This window comes from Neptunicoccus cionae (assembly GCF_014643735.1).
GTDB classification, from domain to species: domain Bacteria; phylum Pseudomonadota; class Alphaproteobacteria; order Rhodobacterales; family Rhodobacteraceae; genus Amylibacter; species Amylibacter cionae.
This window is the reverse complement of sequence record NZ_BMKA01000001.1, coordinates 694,096-718,008: the sequence shown is the minus strand read 5'-3', so window position 1 is coordinate 718,008 and position 23,913 is coordinate 694,096. Positions and strand designations below refer to the sequence as shown.

Sequence of the window (23,913 nt, the reverse complement as noted above, 5' to 3'; positions counted from 1 at the left end):
GATTGGTCCTTTCGAGTGATTATTCTGGAAAATCCGCGTCCAGCAGGCTGCGAGAGCCATGCAGGATGCGGGTGTGTTCGGCGGCACAATCGGGAAAGATGTGCTGGGCGAAGAACAGTGCAGTGGCAATCTTCTGGGCCATGAACGGTGTGTCCTCTCCGGCGTCGCGGGCTTCTTGTGCCGCAATGGCACCCTTGGCCAGCTTCCATCCAGCGGCCAATGTGCCTGCCAGCATCAGGAAGGGAACAGAGCCCGCAAAGGCGGCGTCAATGTCGCGGCGGCTGTTGTCCAGCATCCAGTCCAACGCTGCTTCAAACGTGCCTCGGGCCTGTGTCAGACTTGCACCAATTGCTTGCAGGGTAGCATCTCCGGTGGCCAGCTGAGCCTCGGTCTGGGCAATGCGCGCGGCAAACAGGCGGGCGGTTTCGCCGCCGTCCCGCATCACTTTGCGCCCTAACAGATCATTGGCCTGGATCGCCGTAGTGCCTTCGTAGATCGGTAAAATGCGGGCGTCGCGGTAGTGCTGCGCGGCACCGGTTTCTTCGATGAAGCCCATGCCACCGTGGATCTGCACCCCCAAAGACGCGACCTCTACGGACCGTTCCGTGCAAAATCCCTTAACCAGCGGGACCATGAACTCGGCCAGTGCGGCCATCTGGGGATCGTTTTGATGATGGGCAATATCCAGTAGCCCCGCGGTTGCCGTGGCCATCGCCCGTCCGCCTTCGGTCAGGCTGCGCATCCGCAAAAGCATCCGGCGCACGTCAGGATGTTCGATAATAGCGGCAGCATCCTTGCTTTGGCCATTCACAGGCCGGCTTTGAACGCGGTCGCGCGCATAGGCCAGTGCCCGTTGATAGGCCCGATCCGACGTTGCAATCCCCTGCACTCCCACCGAAAAACGCGCGGCGTTCATCATGATGAACATATATTCCAGTCCGCAGTTCTCCTCGCCGATCAGGAAACCAGTGGCATCATCGTATTCCAGAATGGCTGTCGGGCTGGCGCGCACGCCCAGTTTATGTTCGATACTGACACAGTTGACCGAATTTCTGGCGCCCAACGTGCCATCCGGCTCCACCATGGTTTGTGGCACGATAAACAGGCTCAGCCCTTTTGGGCCGGCTGGCGCGTCAGGTGTACGCGCCAGCACAAGGTGGATGATGTTCTCCGTCAGGTCATGGGCACCATAGGTGATAAAAATTTTGGTCCCCGAAATGCCATAGCTGCCCCCCTCTCGCAGAACCGCCTTGGTCGTCACACGACCCAGATCACTGCCTGCTTGCGGTTCCGTCAGGTTCATGGTGCCCGACCAGCGCCCCGCAATCAGCGGTTCCAGATAGGTGGCTTTCTGGTCTTGCGATCCGGTCAGCAGCAGCGCTTCGATTGCGCCATCGGTCAACAGCGGGCACAGACCAAAACTCATATCAGCCGCGTTCAGCATTTCAACCGCCGCCGCACCAACGGCCCGCGGCAGCCCCATGCCGCCGTATTCAGGGGGATGGGTCAACGCCTGCCACCCGTTTTCAACAAAACGCGCGTAGGCTTGCATGTTGGCGTCTGGCAAAGTCACGCGCCCGTTGTCGAACTGTGCGCCAAGCGTGTCGCCGTCATAAGACAGCGGTGCAACCTGTTCACTGCAAAAACGTGCGTAAGCGTCCAGTACTGCTCCTATATCGGACAGGTCATAATCGGAATAGACTTCCAGTGCAGATACTTGATCCCAATGGGATAAATGCTTGATGCAGAACATCAGATCCTGAACAGGCGGTTGATAAGACATGTCTGGCTCCCACGTAAAATTATGGCTTCACGTCATTTACTTATAGCAAACCTATCCGATAAGCTCATTTCTTGCCAAGATTATATCCGATTGCGACAAATAGAGGTTTCCATGGCCGGCTATGACCCGATAACTCTCACCACCGTCTCATCGGGCTTTATTCAGGATTGGCTCGAGGCGTTGGAAGGCCGCTGCACGGCGCAGGAAATGGGCTCTTTACTGGCACGCTCGGGGCTGCAATCAGGTCCAATGGCTGCCAGGCAGCGCGTGACCCTTAATGAATTTGCCAAGCTCTATCAGCTTGCCGCGCCAGAAACCCAAGACGAAATGATGGGCCTTTGGAGCCGTCCAATACGTCCCCGTGCGTTGCAGCATCTTGTCACCGTCCTGCGCGAGGCAGGCAGCCTGACATCCGCACTCTACCGGTTTTCGACCTTCTGGAATCTGTTGTTAGACGATTTTCGACTTGAGTTACGCAGCGGCCCAGAGACCCTCGAGCTTGCCTTGGTCCCCTACGCGCCCGCGATCCGCCCACAGCGTTTTGGCCACATGTTGATTTTAAAACTGGCACACGGGCTTTTATCTTGGCTGAGCGGGTCGGAAACGCCTGTCAAAGCGGTTCACTTTGCCTTCACTCGACCAGATTTCGCCGCAGATTACGCGGTCGTCTTCCCCTGCCCTGTCAGGTTCGACGCACAGCAAACCAGCATATGTTTTGACCCGAAACTTTTCCCGCGCCCGATGAGCCGCAGTTCCGCAGAAGCGTCAGACTTTCTTGAACGCGCACCGATAGACTGGATCTTCACGGGATCGCGCGTCCATACAAACAGCCTACAGGTTCGGGCATTCCTTTACGGTGCGAACTGGCACATCTGCCAGCTGCCTGATGCGGCCCACGCCCTTAAGATGACGCCACGAACACTGAACCGACGCCTGAAAGAGGAAGGGACATCCTTTCAGGATATTAAAGACGCCTTACGCCGCGACATCGCGATCCGAGCGCTTCAACATGGCACAGACAGCATCGAACAAATCGCCTTTGACAACGGCTTTTCGGCCACGTCGAATTTTCACCGCGCCTTTCGCAAATGGACCAACCGGACGCCCGGATCGTATCGGATGTAAGTCCGTGTTTGGCCCCTGAGGTATTGTCAGTTACTTATATACAGCTCTGCGATCCCCAAAGGCCCGCACCCGTTTTCGCCAGGTTTTATAACTGCTGCTTTTCAGCTCTGATCGCATAAGCTGTTTTACCTGTTTGTCACTGATTCCGTATTCGGCGTGAATATCAGCAAAGCTAACATGATCAGATAAGGCCATTTGGATGATTTCGCTGATGTGCTCTGGCGGGATATCGTCGGTGGTTTTCATGGTGTGACGGAATCTTTCACTGCGTTTCAGGTTCGGCAGGTCTTAGGGCTAGGAAAGGTCAAGCGCGCTTAGGATTGTGGGGATTTTCTTCTTCAGTTTGAAAAAGCCCCTGTCGGCGTGTGGCCATGTGAGTGTGTCATAGGCACGGCGGGTTTCATGCAAGCGGATGCCAGCATCCAATAGCTGGGGCCGTGCAGCGGCAAGGTACGATGCTGTTGGTCCAACCGGCGCCCAAGGAGTAAGAACATCCTTGGTTCCCGCATCGGTGGCAGCATTGATGATGGTTTCTGCCCAGTTCCCTGTCGGCACAAAGGTAGCCCCGTTTGGATCTGTTCGCTTCACCGCCTCCTCAACAGCAGTTTTTTGAAACGCAGTCACATTGCTATTCTGTCGGGGCGGTGCCATGCCAACAAGGCCCAAAACACCCTTTGGCGATCCTGTTTGCGTCTGCTCCGGCAGGCAATCTTCCGCAGTAATCAACAGCAAGTAACCCTCCGGAACCTGTGATACGGGTTGGGACAGCGGAACGAACGGGTGCTCTGCATCCTCGTACAGGGGGTCCGCATGTGTCGCAAGCTGCCCAGTCGGTTCAAAACGACCGTTGGTAAAACTCGCGATGTTTGAGGCGCGGGCCAGATACGTCTTGCCCTTCGTATGCAAGCCGCCAACCCAACGCCAGCTTAGCGTGTTAGACGCAGGGTCACCGTCAATCAGATGACGCAGAAAGAAATCGGCCCCCAGTTCCCACGGCAATCGCAAAGTGAAAATCCAGATTGATGCAAACCACATCCGTGCGTGATTGTGCAGATAACCCGTGCTTTCAAGCTCTTGGCACCAATGGTCAAAACACGCGATCCCTGTGCGCCCAGCGATTGCATCGTTGTAATCCAGATTACGCACCGCATCGGTTTTCAATGTTGCCAAAGCAGCCTGAAGACCCGTTTGATAGCTTGTCCAAACGCTCGGGTGTTGTTCCAGCCATCCCTTGAAGTACCCGCGCCAGAACACCTCTTCTATAAACTTCATGGCAGCACTCGGGCCATGGTGCGCAAGTGTTTTTCTCAGCACCTCTTCTTCAGTGATCAGCCGGTGTCTGATCCACGGCGACAGGGCCGAAACAGAGCTGCGGTGCTGCGGCCCATAATCATAATTCCGATGGGATGCGTAATGCGCGCCAGTGCGCGCGACAAAATTGTCCAGCCGTTCAAGTCCGGCTTTGCGCGTCGGTTCAAACGCGACCACTTCTGATGGTAGAATTGCGGAAGGATCTGGTTTCGGCATCATGCTGCACTGCCTTTGCTGGATTTTGTGGGCGTGCGCGTGCGGCGGCACCGCTCTGAGCAATATCTTACATCATCCCAAACCTTGGCCCATTTCTTGCGCCACGCGAACGGCAGACCGCAACAAGCGCAGTTCTTGTGCGGCAGGTCAGACTTTTTCATCTGCTTCTATCGCTTTGAAAAATCTACGGGTGTCGTCCTGCACCGCTTGGCGCTTTTCATCCCCCATACGATCGAGGCTTTTGTACATAAAACCCATCCGCGGGTTTCCCCTTAGCTTGCCCTCATTTCGCGCAATGAAATCCCAATAAAGGTAGTTGAAAGGGCACGCGGTTGGCCCGTTCTTGACCGTGGGCTTGTATTTGCAAGAACCGCAATAATTGGACATTTTGTTGATATAGGCACCGCTGGCCGCGTAGGGTTTAGAAGCGAGTAATCCGCCGTCTGCATATAAAATCATCCCCGAGACATTCGGCAGTTCGACCCATTCATAGGCGTCTGCGTAAACCAACATGTACCAATTATTGACCTCGTCAGGGTCCAAGCCCGCAATCAATGCAAAATTCCCAAGCACCATCAGCCGTTGAATGTGATGCGCATAGGCGTTTTGTTTGGTCTCGGTAATGCACTGCCGCATGCAATTCATCTGCGTCTCGGCGCTCCAGTAGAAGTCGGGCAAGGCACGGTCGGCATCAAAATAGTTCGCGGTTTTGTAATCCGGCATCTTAAGCCAATACACCCCGCGCACATATTCGCGCCATCCGAGGATTTGACGGATGAACCCCTCGACCGCGTTCAATGGGGCCGCGCCCTTGTGATAAGCCGCTTCCGCGCGTTCGATACAGTCCAACGGGTCCAGCAACCCGCAATTGACGTAAAGACCGATATGGCTGTGGTACATCCAAGGCTCACCTTGGATCATCGCATCCTGATAATCGCCAAACAGTTTTAACCGACGCGCGATAAATTCTTCTAACGCAGAAATGGCCTGATCGCGCGTGACCGCAAAGTGAAACGGTGTCAGGTCTCCGAAATGGTCCGTGAAATGGGCGTTAACCAAATCGATAACTTCTTGCGTGATCGCATCCGGTTTCGCCTTATAGGTCGCTGGTACGTCCAATCCCGCCTCAGCTGGTTTGCGGTTTTCCGCGTCGTAGTTCCACTGCCCCCCAACCGGGCCATCTTGGTCCATCAATACGGAGTATTTCTGGCGCATTTCGCGATAGAAATATTCCATCCGCAATTGCTTACGACCTTCCGCCCATGTGGCAAATTCCGCCGCGCTACACAGGAAGCGATCATCATCCCTGATGGAGACCGCTACGTCCAACTTTTCCGCCCAACCAGCCATGTCCTGAACAAGACGGTGTTCGCCAGCAGTTGTCACAATCACTTCGTCAATGTCGTAGTCGTCCAAAGCGCGGGCGACTTCCCCGCGCAACGACCCCGCGTTTTTTGGGTCATCATAGCGCACGTATCGGACATTCAGGCCTTCATCTGACAGCGCGTCAGCAAAATGGCGCATCGCAGAAAAGACAAACGCGATCTTTTTCTTGTGGTGCTTTACATAGGTTGCCTCGCTGCGGACTTCGCACATCAAGACAACATCCTTTTGCGCGTCCACATCGGAAAGGCTTGAAATGTTCTGGCTAAGCTGGTCGCCTAATATCAATCGTAATTTCATAACATTTCCACTGACTTTGACTTAGGGAGAACCATCACCAGACCACAACGAACAAACCACAAAAAGCGTTGTGCGAGCGGGGCAGGATCAGAGCTTAGGTGTTACATGGCGCGGTTTTGATGGACACTTGCGCCCCGTTGTCCATGACAGCCGAAAAGGTGGTACTATCCGCCACCAAAGAAACTGCCGTGCCGCTGATCTCACTGTCTGCAACGATGATTTCCGGTGTTCCATTCGTGTCGTCTACATCAATGGTGAACGCAATCTTTTCGTTCTGGGCCAGACCTTTCATCATAAGGGTGGCACGTTGATCATCATCCGAAATCATCGGAAGCCTTGCGAGGTGCTGCGCACCGTCTGTCGCTTCAAACGGTTGGAACACTTCAACACCTGCACCCGTATCAGTGACATCAAAGATCAAGCCAGCATTTGATACAGCGAAATCGATTGTGAACTCTGCCGGACCAAGGTCGCAACTGCCATCATTTTCTATGACAAACCGGTCTTTCGGCGCACCTTCCACAAATTGCACCTGAACGTCTGCATAGGAAGGGGACGATAAAAGCAGCGCAACAAGGCTGCCAAGGAAAAAGGGGCTTTTAGCCATAAGTGAATGCCTCCCAACATGAAGTTGTTTTTTATTAATACCCCGAAGATCGGTTCCCCTTCAGAGTATCTGCAAACCGTTACGCGCCTGTTAACCACTTGGATCACATTTGATGGATAACTGCAGATGGAACACCCCCGTCCCTTCAAGTTCAGATGAAAGGTTTGCGCATTAAATCAATTGAACCAGCACGGGATCATACCTACGTCGAATAGATGACAGGGAGAGATCAGTGTAAACACCAATGCTCCGCATCCTTACTCCGATGGTCATCGCAGAACTGCGCCCCGAACACAGGCGTGTGGCGGCAAAAGGATATTGGCAATTTTTTAGGACTACGCTTCAGTTCAAGGCAGTTAGGAGCCTGTGGTCAGATCCTCTGCGAGCATCAGAGCATTCCCGTCCGGATCATAAAACGTCGCCGTCTTTACCATGCCTTCCACCACGTCGGTCTCCCCATCAAACTTGACGTCAGCTTGCTCTAACGCCTGCCGCGCGGAGGCCAGATCGGCGATCCCAAACACCGGCACACAATTTCCAGGTGCGGGTTGTGTGTACTCACCAAGACCAATTGTTACACCGGTTGTATTGGTTTGAAGTTCCGACCAGCCAGCTTCGTCCGCGTGATAGATCGTCTTAAATCCCAACATCGTTTCAAACCACTTGGCGCTTGCGTGGCGATCTCTGACCGAAAACGCGATGTTAATTGTTTCATCCGGTGTAATGAGGCCCATAGGCTTTCCTTTTGTCTAAAAATATACTAACTATACTTTATGTACATTGAAGCCTTTGTCAATATCACCTCCAAAGCCTGGGCTCTGTCGATTTTGGCCAACCTGCACGCAGGTGTTGCAGGCCGACAGGCGACACTGCTTGCGGCGACTGGTGCCAGCAGGACTGCATTCGCGCAAAGCATGGCGCATCTCGTTGACAACGGGTTGTTGGAACGGAACCCCGGACATGGACATCCGCTGCGACCGGAGTTCCGCCTTACCCGACTTGGAACAGAGGCCGCTGCAATTGCTTATCAGGTTCAACGTGCATCCTCTGAGGCGGATCAGCGGTTGCTTCGAAAGTCATGGACGCTGCCGGTGCTGACCACGCTTCAGACGCCGCGCCGTTTCAACGACATCAAACGGAGCCTGAGCGTGATTACCGATCGCGCCTTGTCCCAGTCTTTGAAATTAATGGAAGAAAAAGACTGGGTTCAGCGCAGCGTTGACGAAACGGCCCGCCCGCCACGCTCGATTTATCGCGCTGTGAACACCGGTGGCGTGATTAGTAGGATCACCGGCGCGCAGATTGATTTCATCCGACACTGAGCGCACGCAGGCGGGCTAACGATCACTTTGACTGCGACAAACAACAGCGGCCTATCGTCCAAATACGTCTCCTGACGCACAAGCAAGCCGACGCCATAAATGCCAAACACCGTGATGAATGAGGCAAGCGGCACTGATTTAAGCGGCAGCACCGCCTCACCTGCCAAAGTCGGCAGAACATTTTGCAATGCTCGTAACAACCAGAGGCGCCACAGCACGGTAAAGCGGCTCATCCCGAATGCGCGCGGCCTGCTCCCAGCTTGCCCAATCGTGTCATTCGCGCTAACACCGCGCTGAAACGCCTTGTTCAGCCCAACAGGCCGGACAAGGCACCGTGACACCACCAAGCCAACAGGCGCGACGATATGCTTTACAACTCCGCACAAGACTGGCGCGATGCACCGCAAAAACGGGTGATGCTGTTTGGCATGTCCGGCCTTGGGAAAACCTTTGTGTCCAATACCTTGCGGGATGAAGGCTGGTTCCACTACTCCGTCGATTACCGCATTGGCACACGATATATGGGCGAACATATCGTCGATAACTTCAAAGCCGAAGCGATGAAGAATCCGTTTCTGGCGAACCTGCTGCGCAATGACAGTATTTATATCGGCTCCAATATCACGTTTGAGAACCTGTCGCCCCTGTCCACCTACCTTGGCAAACCGGGCAATCCTGATCTGGGCGGCATTCCGTTTCGCGAATACACCCGACGCCAAGCGCTCCACGCCGAGGCAGAGACCCGCGCGCTGCATGACACGGTTCACTTCATCAACCGCGCCAAGAACATCTATGGCTATGACAATTTCGTCTGTGACACCTCCGGTTCGATGGTTGAGGTAATCAACGCCGAAAGCCCCGCCGATCCGGTGATGAGCGAGCTGTGCGAACATGTGCTGCCGGTCTGGATCGAAGGGGCGGACAGCCATATCGAAGAACTGGTCCGTCGTTTTGTCAAGGCACCCAAGCCGATGTATTACCAGCCGGATTTCCTCGAACAGCTTTGGTCGGAATACCTTGCCAATAACGCGCTGAGCGAGCCGGAAGTGAACCCCGATGATTTCATCCGCTGGGGCTATCGAATGTTGTTGGACCATCGCCTGCCACGGTATCGCCAGATTGCGGACCGTTGGGGCGTCACGGTTAAGGCTGATGACATGGCGATGGTCCGTTCTGCCGGTGATTTCAATGAACTCATCGCCCGCACGCTTGCCTGAGTTACCCTATAATTACGTTGGACGCATAGAATGCCTATAACGATCCCCTCCGCCCTCCCCGCCTTTGATGTTCTTCAAAACGAGGGCGTTATGGTGATGACAGACGACGATGCAGCGCGGCAGGACATCCGCCCGTTGCAAATCGGCCTTTTGAACCTGATGCCAAAAAAAATCGCAACGGAAACCCAGTTTGCGCGATTGATCGGGGCCACCCCATTGCAGATTGATCTAACCCTGATCCGCATGACCGAACACCAGTCCAAGAACACGTCCCAAGACCATATGGAGGCGTTCTATCAGTCGTTTCAGGACGTAAAGCACCGCAAGTTCGACGGTCTGGTGATCACTGGCGCCCCCATTGAACACATGCCCTTTCCAGAGGTCAGCTATTGGGAGGAAATGGTTGAGGTCATGGAATGGACCCAGACCAATGTGCTGTCCACATTCGGCGTTTGCTGGGGCGGCATGGCGATGGTGAACCATTTCCACGGTGTGAAAAAGCATATGCTGGATCAAAAGGCGTTTGGCTGCTTCCGCCATAAACGGGTCGCCAGCGGTTCGCCCTATCTGCGCGGGTTCTCTGATGATCTGGTGATCCCTGTGTCCCGCTGGACAGAGGTGCGGCAGGACGAACTGGACGCTGCGGGGCTGAAAACCCTGATCACTTCGGATCAGTCCGGCCCCTGTCTGGTGCAGGACGATGCGCATCGTGCGCTGTATGTGTTCAATCACTTTGAATACGACCGCGATACGCTAAAGCAGGAATATGACCGCGATGTTGCCAATGGCACGCCGATTAATGTGCCGATGAACTACTATCCTGACGATGACCCAGCCCAGCCGCCATTGAACCGCTGGCGCAGCCACGGGCATCTGCTTTACGGGAACTGGATCAACGAGATCTATCAGACCACACCGTTTGATATGGCAAAAATCGGCACCGCTGAATGATCCGCAAACTGGCCACAACCGCCGGAGTCGCCCTTGCGCTCGGCTCCGGTGTGGCCAGTTACAAAAGCGCGCGCAATGATGCCCGTGCGAACCGTGATTATCCCCCCGTCGGTCAGTTCATCACCATAGACGGCACCCGTATCCACTATGTGATTGAAGGATCGGGCCCTCCGGTGGTGCTGATCCACGGCGCGGGGGGAAACCTGCGGGATTTCACCTTCGGGCTGACTGGAAAACTGGCACAAAGCCATACAGTTATCGCCTTTGATCGCCCTGGCCACGGGTTTACCGATATTCTGCACGAACGGGGCGAAAGCCTTGCAGAACAGGCGGCATTGCTGAAGGCGGCGACAGATGCACTTGGCTATCCGCAGGCGATTGTCGGGGGCTATTCCTTTGGCGGTGCTGTGGCGCTGCGGTGGGCGCTGGACTACCCGTCTGCCACCCAAGGCCTACTGTTGATGAATGCGGTGTCGAACCCTTGGGTCTCGCCACCCTCAAAGCTTTATGCGCTGGCTGCTGGTCCTGTGACGGGTCCCCTGCTCGGGACCACCCTCTCGGCCTTTGCGCCCCGTACTCTGGTGGAAGGGACGCTGACCTCCATTTTCACCCCGAAACCCACCCCCGAAGGCTACCTTGATCATATCGGCGCGCCCCTGACCCTGCGCAAGATCACCTTGCGAGCCAACGGGCGGCAGGTGCATGGCCTGTTGCCCCAGATTGAAGACCAATCCATGCGCTATCCCGATCTGCATATGCCGGTTGAGATCATTCACGGTGCAGAAGACACAACCGTGCCGCCTTCTATCCATGCAGACGTTCTGTCCAAGCAACTGGAGAACGTGACTTACACCAAGGTCGAAGGCGTCGGCCATTCGGTCCATCACTATGCGCAGGACGAAATCCTTGCCGCTGTAAAACGTCTGTCCCGCTAGGGCGCTGGCAGGGCGTTGCACTTCCCGAACGGCAGCGCCATAGTCGCCCCAAAGCTTAAGAGGATACGATGGCCCAGACAGACAAACCCTTTGACGGCGCGATTACCAAGTTTTTTGAACAGGATGCGCCCAAATCCATCCGCGACGCCATTAAAGGCGGCAAGAAGAACGAAATCCTCAACCCCGATTATGCCTATGACAAGCGTATGGATAAGGACGATTACGAGGATACGCTGGAAAATCTTCAGGTCGAACTGGTTAAAATGCAGGCTTGGGCCGCTGACTCCGGTGCGCGGGTGGCCGTAGTCTTTGAAGGACGCGATGCAGCTGGCAAAGGCGGCACGATCAAGCGGTTTCGCGAAAACCTGAATCCGCGGATTGCCAAAGTGGTCGCGCTGCCCAAACCGTCAGACGAGGAGCGCAGCCAGTGGTATTTCCAACGGTATATCAAGCACCTGCCCTCTGCCGGACAGATCGTCCTGTTCGATCGAAGCTGGTACAATCGCGGCGTGGTGGAAAAAGTTTTCGGCTTTTGCACAGACGCCCAGCGGGACCATTTCTTTAATCAGGTGAACGATTTTGAAGCCATGCTGGTGGATGATGGTGTGATCCTTGTGAAAATCTGGCTGACCGTGGGCCGCGCCGAACAACTACGCCGGTTTCTGGACCGTGAAAGCGACCGGCTGAAACAGTGGAAGCTGTCGGGGATTGATGTGACCGGTCTGTACAAATGGGACGAATACACCAAGGCGATCAGCGAAACTTTCGCGCGCTCGCACAGTGAACACGCCCCGTGGACGGTGATCCGGTCCGACGATAAGCGCCGCACCCGTATTGCCGCGATCCGCAAAGTGCTGTGTCAGATTCCCTATGACGGGCGGGACGACAGCGTGGTGAAATCCCCTGATCCAGAGATCACCGGCGGTCCGGATATGTTGCTGTAAACGTATCGTTCCCACGCCGCTTAGCGACACAAGTTGCCAGATCAACGCCGCTATCCCCGCTTGAACCGGCGCAGGCGAAACGCTATCTCCGTTCGGAACGTCATGAAAAGGCAGCGCAGGATTTGGCCCGCAAAGGATACCACCACGGCAACCTGAAAGAGGCTTTGGTCGAGGCGGCCATTGCCCTGATCGAGGAAAAAGGCCCCACCGGATTCACCATGGCCGAGGCGGCGAAACAGGCCAATGTTTCTGCCGCTGCGCCCTACCGCCATTTTTCAGGCCGCGAGGAAATCATCGCGGAAATTGCCCGTCAAGGGTTTGGAATTTTCGCCGACTTAATGGAGTTCGCCTATCAAAAGGGTCAGCCCTCGGCCCTGTCGGCGTTTGAATCCACAGGGCGCGCCTATCTTGCCTTTGCCCGCAAATATCCCGGCTACTATATTGCGATGTTTGAGAGCGGTGTGCAGATCAACGCCAATGCCGAACTGGCCACAGTGGCCAACCGCGCAATGAATGTGTTGACGCAAGCTGCCGAAGATCTCTGCCGTCACCTCCCCGCAGACAAACGCCCGCCAGCGAGCATGATCAGCCACCATGTCTGGGCGCTGTGTCACGGCATGGTTGAACTGTTTGCGCGCGGCGAACCGGGCACAAGATCCCCTTTCTCTGCCGAGGACCTGCTGGAAAGCAGCATGGGAATATATCTGCGCGGGCTTGGGGTGCTTGGCAAAGACTGACCCGTTTGCGCGGTTTGTCGTTCACGCCAGTATTCCTCTATTTCGAAAAACTTTACGCCTGCCTCTTGAAATTTCCTTCCGAACCCCAAAATATGTAAATGTAATTAACATTCACATTACGCAACTTGAAAGGACAGTACACATGTCAACGCCCGCAACCTGGTTTTCTTCCACCGAAAGCTGGCTCGACGAACGGGGCAAAGGGGCCTGGCTGGCCGCTATGATCCTCGGCTTTATCTTCTTTTGGCCCGTCGGGCTCGCAATTCTCTTTTACATGATCTGGAGCAATCGTATGTCAGGTTCGTTTTTCTGTAGCCGTTCATCCAAATCCGCCGCCCGCCGCGTAAGCAACACGCAATCGTCCGGCAACGCAGCATTTGACGCCTACCGCGACGATACACTGAAACGGCTAGAGGACGAGCAAACCGCCTTCCAAAGCTTCCTGCAACGCCTGCGCGATGCCAAGGACAAGACGGAATTTGACCAGTTCATGAACGAACGGGCGCGCGATGTTGCCGCTCCGTCTTCACCCGAACCTAAAACCGTGTAAACTCGGCCTTAGTTCAAGCCCTCCCTGAAGCTGCGCTGCTCTTGCAAAAGGGCAGCGTTACCCACATATGAGCGATCATGCAAATTACCCAACACCCCGATCCCCGACTAGATGCACAGTTTTATGATGGCGTTCCTGCCAAACGGCTTGTGGCTTGGGTACTGGACCTGATCGTTGTCATCGGCATCTGTCTGGCATTCATCATTGCGAGCCTCGGACTGATGGCGTTTTTCATTCCTGTTCTCGCTCTGGTCGCTAATTTTTGCTACCGTGCTTTCTGCCTGCACAGATGCTCTGCAACCCTTGGCATGCGGGCCGTCGGCATTGAGGTGCGCAACAGTACCGGCGACCGGCTAAACGCAGCACAAGCAATGTTCCATACCGGCCTGTTTATCTTTATCTTTATGTCGGTGCTTGGCATTTTTGCCAATATTCTGTCTATCCTGTTGAACGACAAAGGTCAGACGCTACATGATCTGCTGCTCGGGACAGTTGTTATAAATTGCCCGGTAGATTGAGTCCGCCCCCGTCAGAATAGCGGGTTGCAAAAATATAGGGTCCCGCGCTAGGCTCTGGGCTGGACCGCTGCCCAAGGAACTGACATGCGCCATACGCTGCCACTGGCACCACAGTTTTACGTGACCGCACCCCAGCCCTGCCCCTATCTGGATGGCAGGGTTGAACGCAAACTGTTTACTGCTCTGCAAGGGGACCATGCGTCTGTGCTGAATGACGCGCTGTCTAAACAAGGGTTCCGCCGGTCCCAAAACGTACTTTACCGCCCGTCCTGTGCAGAATGTAACGCCTGCCTGTCCGCGCGCATTCGTGTCGCAGATTTCAAGCCACGGCGCAGCCACCGCAGGATTTTGAACCGGAACAGGGATTTCTCCCGTCAGGCCACCAGCCCTTGGGCCACAGAAGAACAGTTCGATCTGTTCCGCACCTATCTCGGGGCGCGTCATGCCGATGGCGGAATGGCCGATATGGATGTGTTTGAATTTGCCTCCATGATCGAAGAAACCCCTGTGCGCAGCCGCGTGGTGGAGTATCACAGCCCTCCAACAGGCCGTCAAAACCGGCGCGAGCTTACAGCAGTCTGCCTGACCGACGTGCTGGAGGACGGGTTGTCACTGGTTTACAGCTTCTTCAATCCCGATCTGCACACCCGCTCGCTTGGCACCTATATGATCCTCGATCACATCGAAATCGCACGCGAGGCTGAACTGCCCTATATCTATCTTGGCTATTGGGTGCCGGGCAGTCCGAAAATGCAATACAAAGCCAGTTTCGGAGCTTTGGAAATCTTCATCAATGGCGAATGGCAGGCGCTCGACAATCCCCAAGACTTCAAACTGGATACGCACCCGCTTGCGCAGGATCCGATTCCCGAACAGGTCGCGGGTATTGATTTGCCGGATGCACTTACCAAAAGCTAAGGCCTTTTTCCGGCTCTAGCAAAGCCCGGAAATTGCGTGGGCTGCGCCTTCTAAGCTGTTGAAATTACAGACGTCTTGAAACAAGAAAAGCGGCCCCGAAGGACCGCTTTATCTGTATCAGACCGTTTGGGGTGGCGCGGTTGACGGGGCTCGAACCCGCGACCTCCGGCGTGACAGGCCGGCACTCTAACCAACTGAGCTACAACCGCACGAGGTACATACATACCGAGGCGTTTGCCTTCCCAAGCGTTTCAGTGGCGCGGTTGACGGGGCTCGAACCCGCGACCTCCGGCGTGACAGGCCGGCACTCTAACCAGCTGAGCTACAACCGCGTACTGAATCTGCGCCCTACAGCGTAAGGCGTGAGCGGGGTTTTAGGGGGCTATGTTTACCCCGTCAAGCGGTTCTGCAACTAAGTTTGATATATTCTTCGAGAAAGATTTTCGCGCACCCGTTTGCCCCTTGTTTTGTGCCTTTTCGATCTGCCCCTTTCCCCGCACGAAGGGTCGTTAATTCCCTAGACACAGATGTCCGACCCTGCTTTGACGGTGGCACGCCGTAATTCAAGGGCCACCCAATGCCAAAATCCCACGCCACCCTGTTGATCCTGCTCGGAGCCACCGCCATGAGCCTTGCCGCCCTTTGTGTGCGGTTGATTGAACAGGCGGACGGGTTTCAGATTCTCGCCTACCGGTCGGTGACACTGGCGGGGATGATAGCTGTCATGGCGTGTTTGCGACGGCGAATCGGCCCGCTGCGGTTTCTGGCGACGCTGGATCGCAAGGATTGGGCGCTGGGGGCGATTCTGTCGCTTGCCTTTACCTTTTATATTTTTGCACTGCTGAACACCTCTGTAGCCTCTGCCCTGTTTATCCTTGCATCATCCCCGCTGTTTGCCACCCTGCTCGCTTGGGGATGGTTGGGGGAGCGCCCGCGCCCGCTCGTGTGTGGCATCATTGTGGTCGCGGTGCTGGGAATTGCGCTGATGGCCGGAGAGGGACTCGCCCTCGGGCAGACGCTCGGCAATCTTTTCGCCCTCAGCTCTGCCGCATTCTTCGCCTTGATGCTGGTCACGGCGCGGGCGGGCGGCAAAGAGGATGTGCTGGGGGGGACATTTCTGGGCGGCGTGCTGGCGGGTCTGCTTGCCGCTGGATGCGCGTTCCTGCTTGGCGACGGGTTGTCCATCCCGCTCCGCGATCTGGTGATCAGCGCGATCATGGGGGCGTTTACCATCGGCGTTGGCATCGGGCTTGTCACATGGGGCGCACCCTATGCCCCCGCCTCCGAAGTGTCCCTGCTGGTGCTGCTGGAATCCGTTCTGTCGCCTCTCTGGGTCTGGGGGCTTCTTGGGGAGGCCATGACCGCGCGGGAGATCCTCGGGGGGGCTGTGGTCATGGCCGCTGTCGCCACGCTTGCGGTATTATCGGCGCGATCGGGACAACGCGTCTGACTGTTGTGCCAATGCGCCAAAAAATGTTATCTTTCATTTGTGTTGAAATGAATTCCCTTTCGTTCGGTTAACCGTGTAAAGCTCGGCCCAACCTGCAGATCTATTCTAGTATTTCTAAGTAACTTGTGCCGAGACCGACCATGACGACCCAGCTTTCCCAATGCCTGCGTATAGATCTTGGTATTCCCGCCGTACAATTCATCCTCGCAACCTCGCTTGTTGTAGCAGCGCTGGCCTTTTGGATCCGTGGCCATCGCAGTCTGCCGGGCAGTAAATGGTTCATCCTTGGAATTGTGTTTATGTTGTGGTGGCTCGCGTCGGTCGGGTTTGAAATTTCCAGCGCGGGAAAAACCTGCAAGGTCTTTTGGGCCAAAGCCGCATGGCCCGGTATCGTCCTGTTGCCGACCTTCTGGTCGTTCTTCCTGTTTGAATACACCCTGTCGCGCCCGGTCCCTCGGCGCATCGTCGTCTTATGCAGCTTTGTCATGCCGGCGTTTGTCTTTGCGCTGGCGGCCACCAATCCACTGCACGGGCTGTTCTATAGTGCGGGTACAACCCTGCGCACCGATGCAACATTTCCTTATGTTTACTATGAACACGGGCCGTATTTTTACTTTTCCATTGCCTATCTTTACGTGCTGACTATGGGCTGCACGCTGATTGCCGGGCGGGCCGCGCTTCGCGCTGATCCCTCCGTGCGCAGCTTTTTTGTTAAATTGTTTCTCACTACGATTATCCCGATCGTCAGCAATGTTCTGCACGTGGGTTTTGATGTTAAGATATTCGATGTGGACCCGACGCCGTTTTCCTTTGCGGTTTCGGTGATCCTGATTTTCTGGCTAATCACCGACCGGCGCTGGATCGATATGAATGCCATCGCGCGGGATCTGTTTTTCTACAACTCCCGCGATTTGGTCTTTGTGCTGGATCGTGACGGCACTCTGCACAATACCAATCAGTCGGCGCGGGATTTTATCACCCGTTATGACCAGACCCTGAAAACCCCACCTCAGGACTTGCCCGCTTTTGGTCCGGTTTTCCGCCAGTTGATCGACCGGACCACCCTGCCCGAGAACGTGGAAATTCCCCATGACGGCAAGCATTTCGTCGCTCGGGCCTATCCGATTGCCTTGGGACAGGGACAGCCGCTGCTTGGCTGGGCAGTGGCCTTTGTCGACATCACCACCCAGAAACAGACCGCAGATCGGGCCATTGCCGCGGAACGTTCTCAGGCGCAGTTTCTGGCCACTGTCAGCCATGAATTGCGCACCCCGCTGACCGCAATCAACGGCTCCTTGTCGCTGCTGACCAACAGCAAGGCTAAAATCTCGGACACGCAGGCGGATAGCCTGATGCGGTTGATGACCAAAAACGCGGCATCCCTGGCCGCCTTGGTGAATGATCTGCTCGACACGCAGGCGCTGGCCAGTTCGGACTTCAATCTCAACAGAGAGGCTGGCGACCTTCAGGAAATCCTCGGGGACGCGATTGCAAGCATGGCAACCTTTCTGCCCGAGAAGAACATCACGCTGGCCTATAGCCCGCTTGATCCGCTGGTGCCGGTGTTTGCCGATAGCGTCCGCCTCCGGCAGGTGATTGTTAACGTATTATCCAACGCAATGAAATTCTCGGACAGTGGCACAGAGGTAGGGATTTCCCTGAAAACCACCGCTGATACGGCGACGATTTTCATCAAAGACAACGGCCGTGGCATTCCCCCGAACTCTGAGGAAAAAGTGTTCGGGCGTTTCTCGCAGATTGCCGAGGGCGACGAGCGCAAGATCACCGGAAGCGGTCTGGGGATGCACATCTCTCGTCAGATCATGCTGCAACATGGCGGTACGATCAGCTACGAAAGCACGCTTGGCGCGGGTACGACCTTTGCGATTTCCATACCGCTCGATCAGACCGCCTGATCCGCAAACGGCTGGTCCATCCGCTTAGCCTGCTGGTTTCGCGCAATATAACCGGTGCAGCGTTTCCAGCACCGCCGCGACTTCTGCGCTGGTCAGACTATAGAAAATCGTCTGCCCGCTCCGGCGCCCCTCCACCAGCCCTGCCTCTTTCAACCGCTTGAGTTGTTGGGACATTTTTGGCTGGGACACGCCACAAGCCTGTGCAAGATCACCGACCGACTGCTCCCCTCCTACCAGACGGCACAGGATCTGCAGGCGCGCCTCCGAGGACAGCATCGCCATAAGGTTTGCCGCGCTCTGGATGTCGCCTTCGAGAAAGTCATCAGGAATATTCATATGCGCCTCATTGAATATACAGTAAGATGAATATATAGGTTCATGAGAATCGGACAAGCCCTAAAGGCAACCGTCCCCAAAAGGAGTTTGACTATGGAAACGGAATTCACCCCTTGGCTGTCTCTGGGCGGCGGTATGTTGATCGGTGCTTCAGCGGTGTTGCTGATGGCAACGAACGGTAGGATCGCAGGCATTAGCGGGCTCACGTCAAGCATTTTTGCACGGTCCACCAAAGGCGAAGCGCGGGGCGTTTCCGCGCTCTTTGTGCTGGGCCTGCTACTCGCGGCACCGATCTGGATGATAGTCTCGGGCGACTGGCCGCAACAGTGGGTGCCCTCAAGCCCGCTGCTGATGGCCATAGCCGGATTGCTCGTCGGGTTTGGCGCAACCTATGGCAATGGCTGCACATCCGGCCACGGAGTTTGCGGCATCAGTCGCGGTTCTGCCCGCTCCATCCTTGCCACGATCACATTCATGGCCACCGCATTCCTGACCGTTCTGGTTGCACGCCACATTATAGGAGCATGATATGAAACAGATATTTGCACTACTCTCCGGCCTGATCTTTGGCTTTGGCCTTATCATATCCGGCATGTCCGATCCGGCCAAAGTGCTGAACTTCCTGGATGTGTTTGGCACATGGGACCCCAGCCTCGCCTTTGTGATGGGCGGCGCGATTGCAGTGACGATGCCGGGATTTTACCTGCTGACCAGTCAACGCGACAAGCCGTTATTCCATCCCCAATTCCACATACCAACGCGATCAGAAATCGACCCCAAACTCCTGAGCGGTGCAGCGATCTTCGGGGTTGGCTGGGGACTGGGCGGCTTTTGCCCCGGCCCTGCCCTGACGGCCCTTCCCATCGGCGCAAGCGGAACGCTGATTTTCGTTCCCTTCATGCTGATCGGCATGTGGCTCGCCCGCAATACGCCTGATCTGGGCCGCGCCAAACAACAAGGAGCCCCGTCATGACCGACCCGCTGAACACGCCGGTGGTGCGCCATTCGCCGTCCAACGGTCCGACCAGTCCGGATGTTTGGGGCATCTACGAACCCGACACCGGATCGATCCAGTACATCTGCGCTGATCCAAAGACGCGCAAGGCTGCGTTGATTGATGTGGTCTGGAACTTTGACCCTAAGAACTATCGCTTCAGCACGCATAGCATGGATCAGGTGCTTGATATTGTGAAGGAAAACGGTCTGAGCGTGGAATGGGTGCTCGACACCCATCCCCATGCGGATCACGTGATGGCCTCGGCAAACCTGAAGCAACGGACGGGTGCGCCCAACGCGATTGGGGCGCTTGTGCCGGATATTGCTGCGATCTGGGCCGATCTTTACAACCTGCCGGACGCGTTTGAGCCGACACGGGATTTCGACAAGCTGTTCGCGGAAGGCGAGCGGTTTTCCATTGGTGATCTTGAAGTAGAGGTCATGCTCTCCCCCGGTCACACGCTTGGTTCTGTCAGTTATGTCTGCGGCGATGCAGCCTTTGTGCATGACACGCTGATGCAGCCTGATGCCGGAACCTCGCGCAGTGATTTTCCGGGCGGCGACACAGAGGCTTTGTGGGACTCAATCCAAAGCATCCTCGCCCTGCCCGCCGAAACGCGGCTTTATATCGGCCATGATTACGGCACGAAAGAGCGGAAAGAACCCATGTGGGAAGCCACTGTGGCGGAACATAAGGCGCAGAATATCCATGTGAAGGACGGCACAAAACGTGAGGATTACATAGAGCGCCGCCAGACGCGGGATGCGACGCTCTCTCTGCCGATGCGTATCCTTGCGGCCTTACAGATCAACCTGCGTGGCGGACGACTGCCAGAGCCGGAAGATGATGGCCATCACTATCTCAAAGTACCTGCAAACCGCTTTGATTAAGACCTGAGGCGCGGCTTGTGGGCCGCGTTTCTTTTCCCAGACAAACCGGAACCAAAGCAATGAAACTGCCAGCCCTATCGCAATATCTTCCAATTCTTGACTGGGGACGGCGCTATGATCGTGATCGGTTTGTCGGGGATATGGTCGCCGCTGTGATTGTCACGGTCATGCTGATCCCCCAGTCGCTGGCCTATGCGCTGCTGGCCGGTTTGCCACCAGAGGCCGGGCTTTATGCCTCTATCGCGCCGATCCTGCTCTATGCGGTTTTTGGCACCTCGCGGGTGCTTGCGGTCGGGCCGGTGGCGGTTGTTTCCTTGATGACGGCAGCGGCGGTGGGGAATATCGTGGACAGTGGCACGGCGGGATATATCGCTGCGGCGCTGACGCTGGCGTTTTTGTCCGGTCTGATGCTGCTGACGCTTGGGGTGTTCCGGCTGGGTTTTTTGGCGAATTTCCTATCCCATCCGGTCATTGCCGGATTTATCACAGCCAGCGGCATCCTGATTGCTGCCAGCCAATTGCGCCACATTCTGGGGATCGAGGCCAAGGGTCACACGTTGATCGAGATCACCACAAGCCTTTGGTCCAACCTTTACGCCGCCAACCCGATCACCATCGTTCTGGGCCTAAGCGCCACCGCCTTCCTGTTTTGGGTCCGCAGCGGTTTAAAACCGCTGCTGCAAAAAATCGGATTGCCGCCCCTGTTGGTGGACATTGGCGTTAAGACGGGTCCGGTGCTTGCGATCATTGCCACCACACTGGCGGTTTGGGGGTTTGAACTGGCCGATCAGGGCGTCGCGATTGTCGGTGCGATCCCGCAAAGCCTGCCGCCCCTTACCCTGCCCTCTCTCTCGCCTGATCTGATCTCGCAACTGCTGGTGCCTGCGCTGCTGATTTCCATCATCGGCTTTGTCGAAAGTATTTCGGTTGCCCAAACCCTTGCCGCCAAGAAACGCCAGCGGATTGATCCCGATCAGGAACTCATCGGACTTGGTGCCGCCAATATCGGCGCGTCCCTAACGGGTGGATTTCCGGTCACGGGCGGATTTTCCCGCTCGGTTGTGAATTACGATGCGGGGGCTAAAACGCCTGCAGCGGGGGCATTCACCGCCATTGGATTGATGCTGGCCGCGCTGTTTCTTACACCGCTGATCCATTATCTGCCCAAAGCTACGCTTGCCGCGACCATCATCGTGGCGGTGCTAAGCCTTGTAGATTTTTCGATCCTGAAGCGGGCATGGACCTTCAGCCGCGCCGATTTCGCGGCAGTGGCCGCAACCATACTGCTGACCCTGCTGCTGGGGGTAGAGGTCGGCGTTACAGCCGGCGTGATAACGTCAATCCTGATCCATCTTTACAAAACCTCGCGTCCTCATATGGCCGTTGTGGGGCGGGTTCCCGGCACCGAGCACTTCCGCAATGTCAGGCGTCACAGCGTAGAAACCCAGCCCCATGTGCTGTCTTTGCGGGTGGACGAGAGCCTCTATTTCCCGAACGCACGGTTTCTTGAGGACCATGTGGCGCAATACGCCGCTGACAAGAAAGACCTAACAGATGTAATCCTGATGTTTACAGCCGTGAACGAGGTGGATTTGTCCGCGCTCGACTCTCTGGAAGCGATCAACACGCGGCTGCGCGAAGCCGACATCCGCCTGCACCTGAGCGAGGTAAAGGGACCGGTGATGGACAGGCTGAAACGCAGCTATTTCCTCGATGAACTGACCGGAGAGATTTTCCTTAGCCAACACGAAGCGGTTAAAGCCTTGGATGAGGAAGCGCCCGCTACTGGATAAATAGACCGTTTAGTCGTCCGGCGCAGACGCCTCGTCAAAGGGGGACAGCAGCCCTGCCACTTGGCCGCGCAGCCAGATATGGGCTGGGCTGGCGGAATGGCGACGATGCCAGACCATGACGATTTGCGTGTTCTTGATCCGCATGGGCATCTTGTAAACCGAAAGGTTCGCCGCCGGGGCGATGCGTCTGGCAAAAGCTGTTGGCAAAAGCGCGATCAGATCCGAACCGGCCACAGCGCGATAAACTCCTGAAAACACAGGCATTGTCATAACCACGCGGCGCTTTCTGCCAATGGCTGCAAGGGCGGAATCCCCCATGGCGCTGCTGTTGCCTTGGGTTGAAAACAGCACATGCCCGAGGTCGCAGTACAAGTCGATAGGAACCATCGCGTCTGGTTGCACCCCTGCCTGTTCAAACCGGGGGTGGTCCTTTCGCGCGATAACCGAAAAGCCAGACTGGAACATCACGCGGCTCTCGGCCCAGTCCGGCAGGTCTATATTCGGCAGCAAGGCGAGGTCGATCTCATGCTCCTCCATCATGTTGAGGTAGCTGTCTTGCACGAAGTCCACCAAATGCACGCGCATGGCGGGGGCGACGGATTGCAGCCGCTCTGCAAGGCTTGGCATCAACATCTCCGCGAAAAAGTCACTCCCCGAAATTTTGAAATTGCGCTCCGAACGGGTGGGATCGAAGTCAGCTGGCCCCTGAAGCAGGGTTTCCATCTGATCCAGCAGATTGCGTAAAGGTGCCTCCAGAGACTGCGCAAACTGGGTTGGCGCCAGCCCCTGCCGGAAAAACAACTCGTCCCCTAGCGCAAGCCGCAATCGGCCAAGCGCGGCAGACACAGCGGGTTGGGACAGCCCCACCAAATGTGCGGCGCGTACCGTGGAATGTGTGCGCAGCAACGCATCGAGAACGCGAAGCAGGTTCAGATCAAAGCTGGATAAATTTACCATACAAATAGTATATATACTATTTACCGATTTTTCATATGACCTGACTTTTACTAAAATATTCTCAATTACAGGATTTTTCTTTCCAATTGGCGGCATCCGCACAGGATTGTTTTCGTCAGTACACCAATGAATTTAAACACCCTTCGGCCAGCCAGCGCGACCGCAGGGCCATATGAGGAGATTAATCATGCGCGGTGTATCATTCGGATTTCTGGTTCTTGCCATTCTATCCGCCGTTTGCGGGATGATCTGGGGCATTTTTATGGCCGCCACCGGGGATCATTCACTGTCCCCGGCACATGCCCATCTTAACCTACTTGGTTGGGTGACCATGGCGATCTTTGCGTTCTATTATCATCTGGTGCCAAGTGCAGCAGAAGGCATGTTGCCCCGTATTCACTTTGGCCTTGCAGCTTTGGGGTTGATTGGCATTGTTCCCGGTATCGTCATGGCCCAGCAAGGTCAGGGTGAAGGGCTGGCCAAGATCGGCTCTATCCTGACGCTGTTATCAATGGTGGTCTTTCTGGTGGCTGTGGTGCGCGAAATGCGGCAGGGACAGTCCCAACCGGCAGAGTAGACTGGCTGTGCCGCAGGCAAACGACAGGTTAGCCTGTCGCTAAGCAAGTCTTTAAGAGAAACACCTTCAAATGGCTGGAAAACTGCCCCATGTTCGGGGGCATAACCCCAGCCAAGGAAGACAACCGTGAAAGACGCCGCCCTCGAATTGCAGGAAAACGTATCCCACGCCTTTGAGCGG

26 protein-coding genes and 2 tRNA genes are annotated in these 23,913 nt (G+C 55.8%); 17 read left to right on the top strand and 11 right to left on the bottom strand.

The annotated features are described in order from the left end of the window. Positions 1-19: 19 nt before the first annotated feature. A complete protein-coding gene (locus tag IEX10_RS03215) occupies positions 20-1,783 on the bottom strand; it encodes an acyl-CoA dehydrogenase family protein (RefSeq protein WP_188670829.1) in 1,764 nt (587 codons plus the stop codon). Here IEX10_RS03215 and IEX10_RS03210 point away from each other — a divergent pair. Further along, positions 1,736-2,908 carry an AraC family transcriptional regulator gene (locus tag IEX10_RS03210; protein ID WP_308420677.1) on the top strand — a complete coding sequence of 391 codons (1,173 nt, stop codon included), beginning with the start codon at positions 1,736-1,738 and terminating at the stop codon, positions 2,906-2,908. The genes IEX10_RS03215 and IEX10_RS03210 overlap by 48 nt on opposite strands. A gap of 30 nt (positions 2,909-2,938) precedes the next feature. On the opposite strand, the gene IEX10_RS03205 is transcribed toward IEX10_RS03210, so the two are convergent. The 6 genes from IEX10_RS03205 to IEX10_RS03180 form a co-directional block, all read right to left on the bottom strand. Beyond that, the gene (locus tag IEX10_RS03205) at positions 2,939-3,154 is read right to left on the bottom strand and encodes a TIGR03643 family protein (RefSeq protein WP_188670828.1); all 216 of its coding nucleotides are present in this window, start codon (positions 3,152-3,154) and stop codon (positions 2,939-2,941) included. A gap of 48 nt (positions 3,155-3,202) precedes the next feature. Then, positions 3,203-4,438, bottom strand: a complete 1,236-nt coding sequence (locus IEX10_RS03200; protein ID WP_229678409.1) for an FAD-binding domain-containing protein — start codon at positions 4,436-4,438, stop codon at positions 3,203-3,205. Continuing rightward, positions 4,435-4,596: a DUF2256 domain-containing protein gene (locus IEX10_RS03195; protein WP_188670826.1), complete on the bottom strand. Its 162-nt coding sequence runs from the start codon at positions 4,594-4,596 to the stop codon at positions 4,435-4,437. The genes IEX10_RS03200 and IEX10_RS03195 overlap by 4 nt, the downstream gene beginning before the upstream one ends. Further along, positions 4,583-6,118 (bottom strand): cryptochrome/photolyase family protein, encoded by a 1,536-nt coding sequence (locus IEX10_RS03190; RefSeq protein ID WP_188670824.1) that lies wholly within the window; start codon positions 6,116-6,118, stop codon positions 4,583-4,585. The genes IEX10_RS03195 and IEX10_RS03190 overlap by 14 nt, the downstream gene beginning before the upstream one ends. A 94-nt stretch (positions 6,119-6,212) precedes the next feature. Beyond that, complete coding sequence (locus IEX10_RS03185) at positions 6,213-6,725, bottom strand: aggregation factor core (protein WP_188670822.1); 513 nt, start codon at positions 6,723-6,725, stop codon at positions 6,213-6,215. A gap of 356 nt (positions 6,726-7,081) precedes the next feature. Beyond that, the gene (locus IEX10_RS03180) at positions 7,082-7,459 is read right to left on the bottom strand and encodes a VOC family protein (protein ID WP_188670820.1); all 378 of its coding nucleotides are present in this window, start codon (positions 7,457-7,459) and stop codon (positions 7,082-7,084) included. A gap of 39 nt (positions 7,460-7,498) precedes the next feature. Here IEX10_RS03180 and IEX10_RS03175 point away from each other — a divergent pair, with 39 nt between their 5' ends. From IEX10_RS03175 to IEX10_RS03135, 9 genes are all read left to right on the top strand, one after another. Beyond that, entirely contained in the window at positions 7,499-8,047 is a 549-nt protein-coding gene (locus tag IEX10_RS03175) for a winged helix-turn-helix transcriptional regulator (RefSeq protein WP_188670819.1), read from the top strand. A gap of 365 nt (positions 8,048-8,412) precedes the next feature. Continuing rightward, on the top strand, positions 8,413-9,264 hold the full coding sequence (locus tag IEX10_RS03170) for an ATPase (RefSeq protein ID WP_188670817.1): 852 nt from the start codon (positions 8,413-8,415) through the stop codon (positions 9,262-9,264). A 30-nt stretch (positions 9,265-9,294) separates the two neighbouring features. After that, the gene (metA, locus tag IEX10_RS03165; RefSeq protein ID WP_188670815.1) at positions 9,295-10,215 is read left to right on the top strand and encodes a homoserine O-acetyltransferase MetA; all 921 of its coding nucleotides are present in this window, start codon (positions 9,295-9,297) and stop codon (positions 10,213-10,215) included. Next, a complete protein-coding gene (locus IEX10_RS03160; RefSeq protein ID WP_188670813.1) occupies positions 10,212-11,150 on the top strand; it encodes an alpha/beta fold hydrolase in 939 nt (312 codons plus the stop codon). Before metA ends, IEX10_RS03160 begins: the two co-directional genes overlap by 4 nt. Before the next feature lie 68 nt (positions 11,151-11,218). Further along, a complete protein-coding gene (gene ppk2, locus IEX10_RS03155) occupies positions 11,219-12,094 on the top strand; it encodes a polyphosphate kinase 2 (protein ID WP_188670811.1) in 876 nt (291 codons plus the stop codon). Between the two features lie 122 nt (positions 12,095-12,216). Then, positions 12,217-12,831: a TetR/AcrR family transcriptional regulator gene (locus IEX10_RS03150; RefSeq protein ID WP_188670809.1), complete on the top strand. Its 615-nt coding sequence runs from the start codon at positions 12,217-12,219 to the stop codon at positions 12,829-12,831. 142 nt (positions 12,832-12,973) lie between these two features. Further along, positions 12,974-13,381 (top strand): DUF2852 domain-containing protein, encoded by a 408-nt coding sequence (locus IEX10_RS03145; RefSeq protein WP_188670807.1) that lies wholly within the window; start codon positions 12,974-12,976, stop codon positions 13,379-13,381. A gap of 77 nt (positions 13,382-13,458) precedes the next feature. Next, positions 13,459-13,899: an RDD family protein gene (locus IEX10_RS03140; RefSeq protein WP_188670806.1), complete on the top strand. Its 441-nt coding sequence runs from the start codon at positions 13,459-13,461 to the stop codon at positions 13,897-13,899. An 84-nt stretch (positions 13,900-13,983) separates the two neighbouring features. Further along, positions 13,984-14,817 (top strand): arginyltransferase, encoded by an 834-nt coding sequence (locus tag IEX10_RS03135; RefSeq protein WP_188670804.1) that lies wholly within the window; start codon positions 13,984-13,986, stop codon positions 14,815-14,817. Positions 14,818-14,949: 132 nt separating this feature from the next. On the opposite strand, the gene IEX10_RS03130 is transcribed toward IEX10_RS03135, so the two are convergent. Further along, a tRNA-Asp gene (locus tag IEX10_RS03130) sits at positions 14,950-15,026 on the bottom strand. Between the two features lie 46 nt (positions 15,027-15,072). Then, positions 15,073-15,149: transfer RNA gene (locus tag IEX10_RS03125), tRNA-Asp, on the bottom strand. A 245-nt stretch (positions 15,150-15,394) separates the two neighbouring features. Here IEX10_RS03125 and IEX10_RS03120 point away from each other — a divergent pair. Continuing rightward, a complete protein-coding gene (locus IEX10_RS03120; protein ID WP_188670802.1) occupies positions 15,395-16,267 on the top strand; it encodes a DMT family transporter in 873 nt (290 codons plus the stop codon). A gap of 140 nt (positions 16,268-16,407) precedes the next feature. Beyond that, entirely contained in the window at positions 16,408-18,183 is a 1,776-nt protein-coding gene (locus tag IEX10_RS03115; protein ID WP_188670800.1) for a sensor histidine kinase, read from the top strand. 24 nt (positions 18,184-18,207) lie between these two features. On the opposite strand, the gene IEX10_RS03110 is transcribed toward IEX10_RS03115, so the two are convergent. Then, positions 18,208-18,519 carry an ArsR/SmtB family transcription factor gene (locus IEX10_RS03110; protein ID WP_188670798.1) on the bottom strand — a complete coding sequence of 104 codons (312 nt, stop codon included), beginning with the start codon at positions 18,517-18,519 and terminating at the stop codon, positions 18,208-18,210. Positions 18,520-18,612: 93 nt separating this feature from the next. Between IEX10_RS03110 and IEX10_RS03105 the strand changes: the two genes are divergently transcribed. The 4 genes from IEX10_RS03105 to IEX10_RS03090 are packed head-to-tail and all read left to right on the top strand — an operon-like array spanning position 18,613 to position 22,199. Further along, entirely contained in the window at positions 18,613-19,047 is a 435-nt protein-coding gene (locus IEX10_RS03105) for a YeeE/YedE family protein (protein WP_188670796.1), read from the top strand. A 1-nt stretch (position 19,048) separates the two neighbouring features. Continuing rightward, entirely contained in the window at positions 19,049-19,492 is a 444-nt protein-coding gene (locus IEX10_RS03100) for a YeeE/YedE family protein (RefSeq protein ID WP_188670794.1), read from the top strand. Next, complete coding sequence (locus IEX10_RS03095) at positions 19,489-20,406, top strand: MBL fold metallo-hydrolase (protein ID WP_188670793.1); 918 nt, start codon at positions 19,489-19,491, stop codon at positions 20,404-20,406. Before IEX10_RS03100 ends, IEX10_RS03095 begins: the two co-directional genes overlap by 4 nt. Positions 20,407-20,465: 59 nt before the next feature. Then, complete coding sequence (locus tag IEX10_RS03090) at positions 20,466-22,199, top strand: SulP family inorganic anion transporter (RefSeq protein ID WP_188670791.1); 1,734 nt, start codon at positions 20,466-20,468, stop codon at positions 22,197-22,199. A 9-nt stretch (positions 22,200-22,208) separates the two neighbouring features. On the opposite strand, the gene IEX10_RS03085 is transcribed toward IEX10_RS03090, so the two are convergent. Further along, positions 22,209-23,156, bottom strand: coding sequence for a LysR family transcriptional regulator (locus tag IEX10_RS03085; RefSeq protein WP_188670789.1), 948 nt, complete (start codon positions 23,154-23,156; stop codon positions 22,209-22,211). A gap of 187 nt (positions 23,157-23,343) precedes the next feature. On the opposite strand from IEX10_RS03085, the gene IEX10_RS03080 reads away from it, so the two are divergent. After that, positions 23,344-23,733 (top strand): hypothetical protein, encoded by a 390-nt coding sequence (locus IEX10_RS03080; protein WP_188670787.1) that lies wholly within the window; start codon positions 23,344-23,346, stop codon positions 23,731-23,733. Positions 23,734-23,913: the final 180 nt, after the last annotated feature.